Raw genomic sequence first — 14032 nt, 5'->3', positions numbered from 1 at the left:
GTTTAAGCAGTGTAACGTGTATCGAATTCGTTGCACGTTCTGTACGGCAAACCTGTTGCTCAATGCAAATATCTATCGTGCGCCGCCTGTTTCATTGTAAATGTCTGTTATATTCAAAGTAACTATTCATCTGGATACGTAGGACCCGTCCTACAGATAAACGCGAAAAGCGTACACGAATCGCCCCATCATGAGAATCGCCGTCCTCGACCACGACCGCAGCGAAGCAGAACTGATCTGTCAGGTCCTGACCGCTGCCGGCCACCTATGCCACAGCTTCGACAGCGGGCGCGACCTGCTCGCCCAATTGCGCAAGGAAGGCTACGACCTGCTGATCCTCGACTGGCAGGTCAACGACCTGACGGGCGTCGAATTCGTGCGCCGCGCCAAAGAGAAATTGCCGGCCACCACGCCGATAATTTTTTTAACCGGAAGTTCCGGTGAAGACGACATCGTGGCCGGCCTCGGCGCCGGCGCCAACGACTACCTGATCAAGCCGTTGCGGCGCGGCGAAATCGTCGCGCGGGTGCAAGCCCTGCTGCGGCGCGCCTATCCGTCGCAGGCGGGCGCCGAGCAACTGACGTTCGGCCAATACGTGTTCGAAACGCGGACCGGGCGTTTGCTCATGAACGGCGTGGTGGTCGAGGTGACGCACAAGGAGTTCTACCTCGCGCTGCTGTTCTTCCGCAACATCGGGCGGCCGCTGTCGCGCGCCTACATCCACGAGGCGGTGTGGATCCGCGAGACCGCCGTGCCCTCGCGCACGATGGACACCCACGTCTCGCGGGTGCGCAACAAGCTCCAGCTGCGCCCCGAAAACGGCTTCCGCCTGGTGCCGGTCTACAGCTACGGCTACCGCTTCGAAAAGCTCGGCGCGTAACAATCCCCCGCCGGGATTGGCGCGCCGGCCGGCTCGCCGCCCCTCCCCGTACCACCCGCGGCAATCACCCGGCTGATTGTATCGCCGGCGATCCGAATTGGCGTTGTGCAAGAAAATCGAGGATGGTAACGTGACCTTGTCCGCTGACGCATGTCAGCCGCGCAAAACAAGGGGATCAATTGGAACGACGTAACTTCATGCGCACGGTGGTGGCGGGATCGGCCGCCGGCGGCCTGCTTGGCGCGGGCCCGGGCACGCTCGCCGCCGACGCCAACGCCGCCGGCAGCGCCGACCGCGCGTACATGGCCGGCTTGCTGCAAAGGATTGCCGAACCGGTGCTGTCAAACATGTCCAGGGGCGAGCTGCGGAACAATTTCGCGCTCGAACTGAGCCCCACCTGGGATAAACGCGACCAGCGCGTCGCGTACATGGAATGCTTCGCGCGCCTGATCTCGGGCATGGCGCCGTGGCTCGGCCTGCCCGAAAGCGGCACCGCCGAAGGGCGCGAGCGCAAGCGCCTGCGGCAGATGGCCCTGCAAAGCTATGCCAACTCGGTCGACCCGAAAAGCCCCGACTACCTGCTGTGGAAGGGCCAGGGCCAGGCGCTGGTGGACTCGGCCTACTTCACCAACGCGCTCATGCGCACGCCGCACGCGCTGTGGGATCCGCTCGACGCCATCACCAAGCGGCGCATCATCGCCGAGGTGAAGGGCTTGCGCCGGGTCGATCCGCCGTACACCAACTGGCTGCTGTTCGCGGCCATGAACGAGGCCTGGCTGCTGTCGATCGGCGAGGAAAGCGACCCGATTCGCATCAACCTGGCGGTCCGCAAGGTCAACGAATGGTATATGGGCGACGGCTGGATCAAGGATGGCGAGACCTTCCACTTCGATTACTACAGCTCGTTCGTGATGTACCCGATGCTCGTTGAAATACTCGAGGTGCTGGTCAGGTTCAAGGCGCCGTTCTGGGGCGCCAAGCCGGCCGAACTGCTGGCCCAGTCGGTCAGGCGCATGCAGCGCTTCGGCGAACACCTGGAACGCTTCGTCTCGCCCGGGGGCACCTTTCCGCCGGTGGGCCGCTCGCTGACCTACCGCACGGCGGCGTTCCAGCCGCTGGGCCTGCTCGCGTGGCGCAAGCAATTGCCGGCGAGCCTGCCGGAGGGGCAGGTCCGGGCGGCCATGCAGGCCGTGCACAAGGCCGTCTGGAGCGCGCCGGGCAATTTCACCAGGGATGACTTCCTGACCATCGGCTTTGTCGGCCACCAGCCGGAACTGGGCGACTGGTACTCCAACAACGGCAGCATGTACATCACGTCGGAGGGCTTTCTGGCGCTGGGCCTGCCGGAGACCGATTCGTACTGGAGCGCGCCGGCGCAGGACTGGACGCAGAAGAAGGCATTTTCGGGCGGCAAGTTCCCGAAGGATTATCCCGTCAAGTATTGATGCCGCGCCGCGCGCCGTCCCGCGCGCGCCAAAGCGACGGCCGCCCTCCCCCCCCGAAGCGGCCCGGGCCCGACGCGCTATAATGGCGGCATCCGCCCCGCGCGCTTGTCACGCTAACAATACAGCTTTAAAAATGCAACTGCTCGCCGTCGGCCTCAACCACACCACCGCACCGGTCTCGCTACGCGAGCAGCTGGCGCTCGCGCCCGACCAGCTCGGCGAGGCGGTGCTGGCCGCGCGCGGCTGGTTCGCGCGCATCGACGACGCGCGCCCGGCCGGCGCCCGCGGCAGCGACGAGGCGGCGATCCTCTCGACCTGCAACCGCACCGAAATGTACGCCGCCTCCGGCGCGCCCGACCCGCTCGACGCCGGCGCCCACTTCCTGGCCGACTACCACCACCTGTCCTACCCCGAGCTGCGCCCGCACCTGTACCTGCTGCCGCACGACGGCGCCGTGCGCCACGCGTTCCGGGTCGCCTCCGGGCTCGACTCGATGGTGCTGGGCGAACCGCAGATCCTCGGCCAGATGAAGGACGCGATGCGCGTGGCCGACCAGGCCGGCGGCCTGGGCACCTATCTGCACCAACTGTTCCAGCGCAGCTTCTCGGTGGCCAAGGAGGTGCGCAGCACCACCGAGATCGGCGCCCACAGCGTCTCCATGGCGGCCGCCGCGGTGCGCCTGTCGCAGCGCATCTTCGACAAGATCGCCGACCAGAACGTGTTGTTCATCGGCGCCGGCGAAATGATCGAATTGTGCGCCACCCACTTCGCCGCGCAAAACCCCAAATCGATCACCATCGCCAACCGCACCATGGAACGCGGCGAGGCGCTCGCGCTGCGCTTCAACGGGCGCGCCATCAAGCTCGCGCAACTGCCCGAGCACCTGGCCCAGTTCGACATCGTGGTCTCGTGCACCGCGTCCTCGCTGCCGCTGATCGGCCTCGGGCTGGTCGAGCGCGCGATCAAGACCCGGCGCCACAAGCCGATGTTCATGGTCGACCTGGCGGTCCCGCGCGACATCGAGCCCGAAGTCGCGCGCCTCGACGACGTCTATTTGTACACCGTCGACGACCTCGGCCAGGTGGTCCAGACCGGCCTCGAAAGCCGCCAGGCCGCCGTGGCCCAGGCCGAGGCCATCATCGAGACGCGCGTGCAGTCGTTCATGCACTGGATCGACGACCGCGCCGTGGTGCCGGTGATCCAGGACATGCAGGAGAACAGCGAAACCATGCGCCTGTTCGAACTCGAACGCGCGCGCCGCATGATCGCCCGCGGCGACGACGTCGAGGCGGTGCTCGAGGCGCTTTCAAAGGGGCTCACCGCCAAGTTCATGCACGGCCCGCAGCAGGCGCTGCACCGCGCCCAGGGCGACGAGCGCGCCCGCCTCGCCACCCTGCTGCCCCAGTTGTTCCGCGGCCGCCGTTAGCGCCCCGCACGTCCCCGGCGGCGCGCGCCGCCCCCGAACCCGACCGACGACCCGACCGACGTCCCACTTGAGACCCCCTATGAAACCAACGATGCTGGCCAAGCTCGACCAACTGGCCAACCGCCTCGTCGAACTCGACGAACTGCTCATGAGCGAAGGCGCGACCTCGAACATGGACAACTACCGCAAGATGACGCGCGAGCACGCCGAGATCGGCCCGCTGGTGGCGCTGTACCGGCAGTTCGAGCTCGCCGGCGGCGACCTGGCCCAGGCCCAGGACATGTTGCAGGAACCCGACATGAAGGATTTCGCCCAGGAGGAGATCGAGGGCGCGCGCGCGCGCATGGCCCAGCTCGAGCTCGACCTGCAAAAAATGCTGCTGCCCAAGGACGTCAACGACGAGCGCAACATCTTCCTCGAGATCCGCGCCGGCACCGGCGGCGACGAGTCGGCCCTGTTCGCCGGCGATCTGCTGCGCATGTACACCCGTTTCGCCGAGCGCAACCGCTGGCAGGTCGAGATGGTGTCGGAGTCGGCCTCCGACCTGGGCGGCTACCGCGAGGTCATCGTGCGCCTGGTCGGCAACGGCGCCTACTCCAAACTCAAGTTCGAGTCGGGCGGGCACCGGGTGCAGCGGGTGCCCGCCACCGAGACCCAGGGCCGGATCCACACCTCGGCCTGCACCGTGGCCGTGATGCCCGAGGCCGACGAGGTCGAGGACGTCAACATCAACCCGGCCGAGCTGCGCATCGACACCTACCGCGCCTCGGGCGCGGGCGGCCAGCACATCAACAAGACCGACTCGGCGGTGCGGATCACCCACCTGCCGACCGGCATCGTGGTCGAGTGCCAGGACGACCGCAGCCAGCACAAAAACAAGGCCTCGGCGCTCAAAGTGTTGGCTGCGCGCATCAAAGACGTGCACCTGCGGGCCCAGCAGTCGGCCGAGGCGGCCACCCGCAAGAGCCTGATCGGCTCGGGCGACCGCAGCGAGCGCATCCGCACCTACAACTTCCCCCAGGGGCGCATGACCGACCACCGCATCAACCTGACGCTCTACAAGCTCGATTTCATCATGGACGGCGACCTGGCCGACCTGACCAACGCCCTGGCGGCCGAGCACCAGGCCGAACTGTTGGCCGCCCTCGGCGATTAAAGTTTGCCATACGACAATAGAAGGGAGATACTCTATCAGGCTTGCTTTGTGCGAAAATTAGCCGAGGCCCAACAAACCGCCCACCCGTAACGAAAGAATCCGATGCCCGCTTCCCGAATCCTGTTGAATGCGATCGCCCTGTTCTGCTTTTCGCTGATCGGCCTCGCGCTATACCTCCAGCACATGGTCGACATGCTGCCCTGCCCGCTGTGCGTGATCCAGCGCTACGCCTTCCTCGTGACCGGCCTGTTCTGCCTGCTGGCGGCGTCGACCATGCGGGTCAAGACCTGGGCCGCCGCCGCGCTGGTCGGCGCGCTGGCCGGGCTGGCGACCGCCGCCAAGCATGTGCACCTGCTGGCCAACCCGGGCCTGTCGTGCGGTATCGATCCGATGGAAACCATGCTCAACAAATGGCCGACGGCGGTCTACATGCCGGCCCTGTTCCAGGCCGACGGCCTGTGCGAGGACGCGGCCGACCTGATCTACGGCTATTCGATTCCGCAGTGGTCGCTGCTGGCCTTCGGCATGATCACCCTCGTCCTCGTGTACATTTTGGTACGCAAGCGCCACTGATGCACGTCGAACCCGGCAGCACGGTCGGCGCGCTGCAGGCGGCGCTGCCGCTCGGCGCGCTCGAGAACCGCATCCTGCTGTGCCACGCGCTCGGCATGACGCGCGTGAGCCTGATCACCCAGGACACGCGCGCGCTCACCGCGGCCGAGGCGGCGCGGCTGGGCGCGCTGGTGGCCCGCCGCCTGGCCGGCGAACCGATCGCCTACATCGTCGGGCAGCGCGAATTCTTCGGCCTCGCGCTGCGCGTCACCGACGCCGTGCTCATTCCCCGCCCCGACACCGAACTGCTGGTCGAACTGGCGCTCGAGCGGCTGCCCGACCTGGGCCGCGTGCTCGACATGGGCACCGGCAGCGGCGCCATCGCGGTCGCCATCGCCCACACCCGGCCCGACGCGCGCGTGTGCGCGCTCGACGTCAGCGCGGCGGCGCTGGCGGTGGCGGCCGGGAACGCGGCCAGCCACGGCGCGCGGGTGCGTTTTTTGCACAGCGACTGGTTCGGCGCGGTGGCCGGCGAGCGCTTCGAGCTGATCGTGTCGAACCCGCCGTACATCGCCCATGCCGACCCGCACCTGGCGCAGGGCGATTTGCGCTACGAGCCGCCGGGCGCGCTCAGCGACGGCGCCGACGGCCTGTCGGCGCTGCGCACGATCATCGCCGGCGCCGCCGCGCACCTGGTCCCGCACGGCCACCTGCTGCTCGAGCACGGCTACGACCAGGCCGCCCAGGTGCGCGCGCTGTTGGACGAGCACGGCTACACCGACGTGCGCAGCTGGCGCGACCTGGCCGACATCGAACGCGTCAGCGGCGCCCGCAGGGCCGCGCATTCGTGATCGGCGCCGCAACAGAAGCGGCAGGGATTACGTCGATGGCGGCGCCCTTCGCGTCGATGGCGGCGGGATCATGTGGATGGCGGTGGGGATAATGTGGATGGCTGCGCGGAACCGCAAAAATAAACCCGTCATTTCCGCCATTGGCAGAAATGACTTCCCGCGAAAGCGGGGCCCATGATGAGTTTGCAACGATGCGCCTTGTGCGGATTTAACCTCGCAAGCCGTAGGTCTGGAGTATCAAGCGCCGTTTGATGGCAAGCCCGGCCAGGTCCCCGCTTTGCCGGAAGTCATTTCTGCCAATGGCGGGAGCGCCGATGGGTTTTGCGCGGGCACGAGGTCGATGGCCGCGGACACGCCATCGCTGCCGCACCACCGGGCCGGCGCGCGCCAGCGCTTCGCCCGCTGCACTAGAATAGCGTTCTCGTCCCTGGAGCCGCGCATGCGCAAACTGCTGGTCCTCTGTGTCTTCGTGATCGCTCCGTGCACTTCCATGGCGGCGGGCAACCCCGATGCCGCCGCGCGCGCGCTGTTCGACGCCGAATGGCAATGGCGCATGCAGAACCGGCCCGAACTGGCAACCGCCGCCGGCGACCACCGCTACAACGCCACCTTGTCCGACACCTCGCTAGCGGGCAGCCGAGCCGCCACCGCGCACGCCCAGCAGATGCTCGAACAGGCGCTGCAACTCGAGCACGACAAACTGAGCCCGCAAAACCAGCTTTCCCTCGAGCTATTCGTGTATGAGCAGGCCCAGAAGCTCGAGGCGGCCTCGTTCTATCCCTACCAGGTGCAACCGCTGAGCGGGCACGAGGGCATCCACATCAGCTTCGCCCAGCTGGTCGCGCAGATGCCCTTCGCCCACGAGACCGACTACCGCAACTACCTGGCCCGCATCGAGGCCCTGCCGGCCCACATAGACGGCATCATCGAGCAGCTCGGCGAGGGGCTCAAGACCGGCTGGAGCACCCCGCGCGCGGTGCTGCGCCCCGTGCCCGAACTGCTGCGCCAATTGCGCGAGGGGGTCGAGAGCGGCGCGCTGGGCCTGCCGTTCCGCCAGATCCCGGCCACCATCCCCAAGGCCGTGCGCGACGAACTGGCCGCGGCCGGCCCGGCCGCGCTGCGCGCCAGGGCCGCGCCCGCGCTGCAAAGGCTCGAACAATACCTGCGCGCCGACTACCTGCCGCTGTCGCGCGAGAGCATCGGCGCCAACGCCCTGCCCGGAGGCAACGACTACTACGCCTTTCTGGCGCGCGTCCACAGCACCGCCGACCTGACCCCGTCCGAGATCCACGCGCTCGGCCTGCAAGAGGTCGCGCGCATCCGCGCCGGCATGCGCGCCGCCATCGCGCGCACCGGCTTCGCCGGCAACTTCGCCCAGTTCGTCCGCTTCGCCACCACCGACCCGCGCCTGTTCTACAAAGAACCGGCGCCGCTGCTGGCGCGCTACCGCAGCGTGGTCGCGCGCGCCAGCGCGCGCCTGCCCGAGCTGTTCGCCGCGCTGCCGTCCGAGGCGCTGGTGGTCAAGCCGGTGCAGGCGCTCGGCGCCGAGACCCAGTCCCCCGCCTACTATCAGGCCGGCAGCCTGTTCACGCCGGCCGCGCTGGTGGTCAACACCTCGCGCCTGGCCGCGCGCCCGATCTGGGAGATCGAAACACTGGCCCTGCACGAGGGCGTGCCGGGCCACCACCTGCAGACCGCGCGCGCCCACGAACTGGCCGACCTGCCCGAGTTCCGGCGCCGCGGCTGGTACGTCGCCTTCGGCGAGGGCTGGGCCCTGTACGCCGAAAGCCTGGGCCCCGAGCTGGGCCTGATGCGCGACCCGTTCTCGCGCTTCGGCCAGCTCAACTCGGAGCTGTTCCGGGCCGCGCGGCTGGTGGTCGACACCGGCATCCACGCGCGGGGCTGGACCCGCCAGCAGGCGCTCGACTACCTCAACGCCAACACCGCCAACACCGCGTTCGACAACGAGGTCGAGGTCGACCGCTACATCGGCTGGCCCGGCCAGGCGCTCGGCTACAAGCTCGGCCAACTGCGCATCCGGGCGCTGCGCGAGCAGGCCCAGGCCACGCTCGGCGCGCGCTTCGACCTGCGCCGCTTCCACGGCGCCGTGATCGACAACGGGCCGCTGCCGCTGTCGCTGCTCGAGCAGCAGGTCGGACTCTGGATGGCGTCCGTGGCGCCGCCGCGGCCGCCCCCTCCGGCCGCGCCGCCGGCCGCGCCGCCGGCACTTGGCGGCGCCCGATAAAATCGCCGCCGGCTCGACGCGCTTGCCCGATTTCGGTTAATCTCTGCTCAAATTACCAATTTAGCAGGTCAAGAAAGGATCTCCGTGCCGAACCAACTCACCCGCCGCCTCGCCCTGCTCGGCGACGACGCGCACCGCGCCCTGCTCGGGCAGGGCCTGCGCGGCATCGAACGCGAAGGGCTGCGCATCGACCCACAAGGCCATCTGGCGCGCACCCCCCATCCGGAGCAACTCGGATCGGCCCTGACCCATCCGCAAATCACCACCGACTACGCCGAAGCCCTGCTCGAATACATCACCCCGGCCGAACACGACATCTCCCTCACGCTCAACCGGCTCGACGCGATCCACCGCTTCGCCTACACCCGGCTCGGCGCCGAGATGCTGTGGAGCCAATCGATGCCGTGCGCGCTGCCGTCCGAGGACGAGATCCAGATCGCCTGGTACGGCAAGTCCAACATCGGCATGCTCAAACACGTGTACCGGCGCGGCCTGGCTCTGCGCTACGGCAAGGCGATGCAGTGCATCGCCGGCATCCACTACAACTACTCGCTGTCGGAGCGCCTGTGGGACCTGCTGCGCGAGAACGACGGCGTGCCCGAAGAGGGCGGCTGCCCGCTGCGCGACTACCAGTCGGCCAGCTACTTCGCGCTGATCCGCAATTTCCGCCGCTACAGCTGGCTGCTGATGTACCTGTTCGGCGCCTCGCCCGCGCTCTCGGCCGGCTTCCTGCGCGGGCGCGCGCACCAGCTCGAGACGCTCTCCGACGACACCCTGTTCCTGCCCTTCGCGACCAGCCTGCGCATGAGCGACCTCGGCTACCAGAACGACGCCCAGTCCGGCCTGACCCCGCACGAGAACTGCCTCGAAAGCTATGTCACGACGCTCATGGACGCGGTCAACCGGCCCTACCCGCCCTACCAGGAGCTCGGCACCCGCAGGGACGGCGAGTGGATCCAGCTCTCGACCAACGTGCTCCAGATCGAGAACGAATATTATTCGACCATCCGCCCCAAGCGCGTGATCCGCAGCGGCGAACGGCCGGTGCAGGCGCTGTGCAAGCGCGGGGTGCAGTATGTCGAGGTGCGCTGCCTCGACGTCGACCCGTTCGAGCCGATCGGCATCAGCCTCGAGACCGGCCGCTTCATGGACGCCTTTTTGCTGTTTTGCGCGCTCGACGAAAGCGCCCCGATCACGCCGGCGCAAAGCGACGTCCACGCGCGCAATTTCGCGCGCACCGTCAAGGAGGGCCGCCGCCCGGGCCTTACCCTGACCCGCGACGGCGCCGAGGTCGGCCTGCGCGAGTGGGCCGCCGAACTGCTCGAGCGCATCGCCCCGTGCGCGCGGCTGCTCGACGAGCAGCACAAGGAGCAGCACAGCGACGGCGCCGTGCACGCGTCCTCGCTCGCGGCACAGCGCGCCAAGGTGGCCGACCCCGAACTGACGCCGTCGGCGCGGGTGCTGGGCGCGGTGCGCGAACTGGGCTCGTTCGCCGCCTTCGGCCTGCAACAGAGCGTGCTGCACGCGGCCCACTTCCGCGCCGACGCGCTGATGCCGGCCGAGGAGCAGATGTTCGCCGAACTGGGCGCCGCCTCGCTGGCCGAGCAGCTGATCATCGAGCAGAGCCAGACCGGCGGCTTCGACCAGTTCGTCGCCGCCTACAATTCCAGCACGCTGTGTGGTGACTGACACCCTTGCTCACCTTTTACAATAACCACCACGCCCAGCACCACGGCCGCGGCGAGATCTTCCGCGGCGCGGCCGTGCCATGCTCCGAAAAACCGGAGCGCGCCGGCCTCGTGCTGGCCGAACTCGAACGGCGCGCGCTCGGGCGCATCGTCACGCCGCAGGGCGTCTCGCTGGCCTCGCTCGAACGCGTGCACACGCCGCGCTACCTGCATTTCCTGCGCAGCGCCTGGAGCCAATGGGCCGCGCTCGACCCGGCCAACGCCGGGCGCGACGCGCTGCCCTCGCTGTGGCCGGCGCACGGCATGCGGCGCGACGTCGAACCCGACAACTTCACGGCCCGCCTCGGCATGTACGCGTCGGACGCCGGCAGCGCGCTCACGGCCGGCACCTGGATCGCCGCCAAGACCGGCGCCGACTGCGCCATCAACGCCGCGCACGCGCTGCGCCTGGGCGAGCGCGCCAGCTTTGCGCTCACGCGCCCGCCCGGCCACCACGCCGGCGCCGACTACTTCGGCGGCTACTGCTTCCTGAACAACGCCGCGCTGGCGGCCCAGCACCTGCTCGACGACGGCGCCAGCCGGGTCGCCATCATCGATCTCGACTACCACCACGGCAACGGCACCCAGAGCATCTTCTACGGGCGCGCCGAGGTGCTGTTCGTCTCGATCCACGCCGACCCGCGCCACGAGTACCCGTTCTACCTCGGGCACGCCGACGAGACCGGCGAGCACGCGGGGCTTGGCTGCAACATGAACCTGCCGCTCGCGCCCGGCGCAAGCGCGGCCAGCTGGTTCGCCGCGCTCGAGACGGCATGCTACAAGCTGGCCGGCTACGCGCCCGAGGCGCTGGTGGTCTCGCTCGGCGTCGACACCTTCGCCGGCGACCCGCGCTCGAGCTTCGCGCTGCAAAGCGACGATTTTTCGCGGATCGGCGAGCGCCTCGCGCACCTCGGGCTGCCGACCGTGTTCGTGCTCGAAGGCGGCGCGGCGGTGCCCGAGATCGGCGTCAACGTGGTCAACGTGCTCGCAGGTTTCGACGGCGCCGCATAGACGGCATATGGACGGCATATGGACGGCATCACTCACACGGCTCACAAACAAAAGGAATCGCAATGACGGAATGGCAGTGGTGTGCGTTTGACGCGCTCTCGGGCGCGGAGCTGTACGCGGTGCTGGCCCTGCGCCAGGAGGTGTTCATCCTCGAGCAAACCTGCTTTTACAACGACATGGACGGACTCGATTTCGCGGCCCACCACCTGCTCGGCTGGCGCACCATCAAGGGCCAGCGCCGGCTGGCCGCCTACATGCGGGTGCTGGCACCCGGCGCCAAGTACGCCGAGATGTCGATCGGGCGCGTGCTGACCTCGCCCGCCGCGCGCGGCACGGGCACCGGCAAGGAGCTGCTCGAACAGGGCATCTGGCACGCCGGCCAGCTCTATCCGGGCCAGCATATCCGCATCGGCGCGCAGCGCTACCTCGAGCAGTTCTACGCCAGCTTTGGCTTCAAGACGGTCTCGGAACCGTACGACGAGGACGGCATCGTGCACATCGACATGCTGCTGCAATCATCCTAGCAGCTTGTCGATGAGCGGTCAGCCAGCGCCAACGGGCGCGCGGCGCGCCAGTTGCACCACCAGCGCGTGAGCCAGTACATCAGCGCCAGCATCGCGACCCACGCCACATAGCACACCAGCAGCGACGGCACATACGCCAGCGGCAGCCCGCGCGGCGTGTCCATCGACCCGAAGCGCGCGGTCAAATACACGTTCCCGAGCAGGTGGATCAATGCGATGTGCACCACGTAGAAGAACATCGGCGTGCGCCCGAACAGCAGCAGCGGCGGCACCGGCTTGATGCGCTCCATCGCCACCAGCAGCAGCAGCGCGAGGCCCACCGTGACGCACAGGTACAGCAGCGAAGGCGGGTATTTTTCCACGTCCATGAAAGCCATCAGGTCGACCGCCCAGCCGCGCCCCTGCGCCAGCCACGGCTTGGGATTGCCGTACAAATTGGCCGCGCGCAGCAGCACGAACGCCAGCAGCAGGCCGCTTGCCGCCCACAACAGGAAGCGCTGGCGCCGCGCAGGCTCCCAGCGGAACACCGGGCCGAGCGCGTAGCCGACGGCGATCAGCCCGAGCCAAGGCATCAGCGGATAGCGGAACACGATTCCGTGGTTGCCCGGCAGCGGCGAAAAGCCGGCGTGGTGCCAGGCCATCATCAGCGCGCCGGGCTTGGCCCCCGGCGCCAGGTCGAGCAGGTTGTGCGGCAAGATCAGCGCCGCCCCGATCAGCGCGATGGCCGGCAGCGGCAGCCACACGAGCAGCCCGAGGAACATCATGCCCGCGCCGAGCGCCCAGATCACCTGCAAGATGATGACGTTGAACCCGAACTGCCAGCTGAAACTGATCCAGGTCATCTCGAGCAGGATCAGCATCGCCCCGCGCGAGAGCAGGTAGCGCGACAGTTCCGCCTGGTCGCCTTTCAGGCCGCGCAGGAAGGCCGAGGCGCCAGCCAGCAGCACAAAGGTCGGCGCGCACAGGTTGGTGATCCAACGGGTCCAGTACCAGCCGGCCGAACCGAGCGTCAGGTCGAGCGGGTCGAACGGCGTGGGCGCGAAAAAGTCGCGCGTGTGGTCGAGCGCCATGAGCGCGATGACGAACCCCCGCAGCATGTCGATCGAGGTCAGGCGGGAAAGCTTGGTCATGCTGTGTCCTCGGTTTGGCGCACGGTGCCGCCGGTCAGAATGTGATGATGAAGCGCGCCCCGGCGCTGAGCGACTTGGCGTAGCGCACGGTGCCGCCGTTGGCGTGGATCAGCTGGCGCACCATCGCCAGCCCGATCCCGCCGCCCTGCTTCTTGATCGTGAAGAACGGCGTGAAGATGTGCGCGACCAGCGCGTCGGGCACGCCGGCGCCGTTGTCGCCGACCTCGATGCGCAGCCGCGCGCCGCGTCCCAGCCGGGCGCTGACCTGCGCCTGCGGCGCGCCCGCCTGCGCGCTCGCCTCGAACGCGTTTTTGAGCAGGTTGATCAGCGCCTGCTCAAGCTGGCCCGGATCGACCATCAGTTCGAGCGCGTCGCCCTCGAGCGCGAAGCGCACATCGCCGCCGCGGTCGCGCCACACCGGCGCCACCAGCGCGTTGATGCGCTCGAACAGCTCGCCCACGCGCACCAGCTCGGGCCGCGCCGGCGGCAGGTTCGACAGGCTGCGATAGCTGCCGACAAAGTCGACCAGGCTGTCGGCGCGCCGGCGGATCGCGTCGAGCGCGGTGAACAGGTCGGCCGCCGGCTCGGGCGGCAGCGCGGCGCGCAGTTCGTCGAGCAGCTCGTAGGCGGTGTGCGAGAGCGAGGCCACGGGCGTGAGCGAATTCATGATCTCGTGGGTGAGCACATGCACCAGCTGGCGCCACGCGTTCAGGGCCTCGGCCTCGAGCTCGCTCTCGACCGGCATCAGCGCCACCAGCCGCTGCGCCTCGCCGTGCAGCGCCAGCGCCGACACCGACACCAGCGCGCGCTCGACCCCGCGTTCGGAGTCGAAGCCGATCATGCTGCGCCGGCCGATCGGCTGCGCGCCCAACTGCCGGTACAGCGCGTCGGCGTCGCTGGCGCGGCCCGGGGCCACCAGCCGGCGCGCGTTGGCGTTGAGCGGCGCCACCGGACCGGGGCCGCCGGCCAGGCCGATCGAGAACAGCGCGATCGGGGCGTGCTCGAGCCGGGCCTCGAGCGCGAGCGCGTTGGCGACCAGGCTTTGCTGCCCGGGCGCCAGGCCGGCGCCCGCCCCGCGTTCGGCC

Annotated in this window: 12 protein-coding genes; 10 read left to right on the top strand and 2 right to left on the bottom strand. The window is 68.6% G+C overall.

The genetic code is table 11. From position 1 onward, the window contains the following. Positions 1-190 precede the first annotated feature (190 nt). The 10 genes from C7C56_RS18870 (at position 191) to C7C56_RS18825 (ending at position 11817) form a co-directional block, all read left to right on the top strand. A complete protein-coding gene (locus C7C56_RS18870) occupies positions 191-880 on the top strand; it encodes a response regulator transcription factor (protein ID WP_106758917.1) in 690 nt (229 codons plus the stop codon). A 179-nt stretch (positions 881-1059) separates the two neighbouring features. Then, positions 1060-2325, top strand: a complete 1266-nt coding sequence (locus C7C56_RS18865; RefSeq protein WP_181373246.1) for a DUF2264 domain-containing protein — start codon at positions 1060-1062, stop codon at positions 2323-2325. 133 nt (positions 2326-2458) lie between these two features. Beyond that, on the top strand, positions 2459-3751 hold the full coding sequence (gene hemA, locus C7C56_RS18860; protein ID WP_106758915.1) for a glutamyl-tRNA reductase: 1293 nt from the start codon (positions 2459-2461) through the stop codon (positions 3749-3751). A gap of 79 nt (positions 3752-3830) precedes the next feature. Then, entirely contained in the window at positions 3831-4907 is a 1077-nt protein-coding gene (prfA, locus tag C7C56_RS18855; RefSeq protein WP_106758914.1) for a peptide chain release factor 1, read from the top strand. A 102-nt stretch (positions 4908-5009) separates the two neighbouring features. After that, positions 5010-5480, top strand: a complete 471-nt coding sequence (locus C7C56_RS18850) for a disulfide bond formation protein B (RefSeq protein ID WP_106758913.1) — start codon at positions 5010-5012, stop codon at positions 5478-5480. Next, positions 5480-6310 carry a peptide chain release factor N(5)-glutamine methyltransferase gene (gene prmC / locus C7C56_RS18845; protein ID WP_106758912.1) on the top strand — a complete coding sequence of 277 codons (831 nt, stop codon included), beginning with the start codon at positions 5480-5482 and terminating at the stop codon, positions 6308-6310. Before C7C56_RS18850 ends, prmC begins: the two co-directional genes overlap by 1 nt. A gap of 439 nt (positions 6311-6749) precedes the next feature. Then, the gene (locus C7C56_RS18840) at positions 6750-8555 is read left to right on the top strand and encodes a DUF885 domain-containing protein (protein WP_181373245.1); all 1806 of its coding nucleotides are present in this window, start codon (positions 6750-6752) and stop codon (positions 8553-8555) included. A gap of 84 nt (positions 8556-8639) precedes the next feature. After that, positions 8640-10244 carry a glutamate--cysteine ligase gene (gene gshA, locus C7C56_RS18835; protein WP_106758910.1) on the top strand — a complete coding sequence of 535 codons (1605 nt, stop codon included), beginning with the start codon at positions 8640-8642 and terminating at the stop codon, positions 10242-10244. A gap of 5 nt (positions 10245-10249) precedes the next feature. Continuing rightward, positions 10250-11293, top strand: a complete 1044-nt coding sequence (locus C7C56_RS18830) for a histone deacetylase family protein (RefSeq protein ID WP_106758909.1) — start codon at positions 10250-10252, stop codon at positions 11291-11293. Between the two features lie 62 nt (positions 11294-11355). Next, positions 11356-11817: a GNAT family N-acetyltransferase gene (locus tag C7C56_RS18825; protein ID WP_106758908.1), complete on the top strand. Its 462-nt coding sequence runs from the start codon at positions 11356-11358 to the stop codon at positions 11815-11817. Here C7C56_RS18825 and C7C56_RS18820 read toward each other — a convergent pair. Next, positions 11814-12947 (bottom strand): acetyltransferase domain-containing protein, encoded by a 1134-nt coding sequence (locus tag C7C56_RS18820; RefSeq protein ID WP_106758907.1) that lies wholly within the window; start codon positions 12945-12947, stop codon positions 11814-11816. The genes C7C56_RS18825 and C7C56_RS18820 overlap by 4 nt on opposite strands. Before the next feature lie 34 nt (positions 12948-12981). Continuing rightward, on the bottom strand, positions 12982-14032 hold a 1051-nt coding region (locus C7C56_RS18815; protein WP_106758906.1), incomplete at its 5' end, for a sensor histidine kinase.

This window comes from Massilia glaciei (assembly GCF_003011895.2).
Classification (GTDB): Bacteria; Pseudomonadota; Gammaproteobacteria; order Burkholderiales; family Burkholderiaceae_D; genus Telluria_A; species Telluria_A glaciei.
The sequence above is the reverse complement of the archived record's forward strand: the minus strand, read 5'-3'. Positions and strand labels throughout refer to the sequence as shown.

Excerpts from the sequence above, each read along its gene's own strand:
- prmC (WP_106758912.1), top strand. The coding sequence starts at position 5,480 with ATGCACGTCGAACCCGGCAGCACGGTCGGCGCGCTGCAGGCGGCGCTG.
- prfA (WP_106758914.1), top strand. The coding sequence starts at position 3,831 with ATGAAACCAACGATGCTGGCCAAGCTCGACCAACTGGCCAACCGCCTC.
- C7C56_RS18870 (WP_106758917.1), top strand. The coding sequence starts at position 191 with ATGAGAATCGCCGTCCTCGACCACGACCGCAGCGAAGCAGAACTGATC.
- hemA (WP_106758915.1), top strand. The coding sequence starts at position 2,459 with ATGCAACTGCTCGCCGTCGGCCTCAACCACACCACCGCACCGGTCTCG.
- C7C56_RS18820 (WP_106758907.1), bottom strand. The coding sequence starts at position 12,947 with ATGACCAAGCTTTCCCGCCTGACCTCGATCGACATGCTGCGGGGGTTC.
- C7C56_RS18850 (WP_106758913.1), top strand. The coding sequence starts at position 5,010 with ATGCCCGCTTCCCGAATCCTGTTGAATGCGATCGCCCTGTTCTGCTTT.
- C7C56_RS18825 (WP_106758908.1), top strand. The coding sequence starts at position 11,356 with ATGACGGAATGGCAGTGGTGTGCGTTTGACGCGCTCTCGGGCGCGGAG.
- C7C56_RS18840 (WP_181373245.1), top strand. The coding sequence starts at position 6,750 with ATGCGCAAACTGCTGGTCCTCTGTGTCTTCGTGATCGCTCCGTGCACT.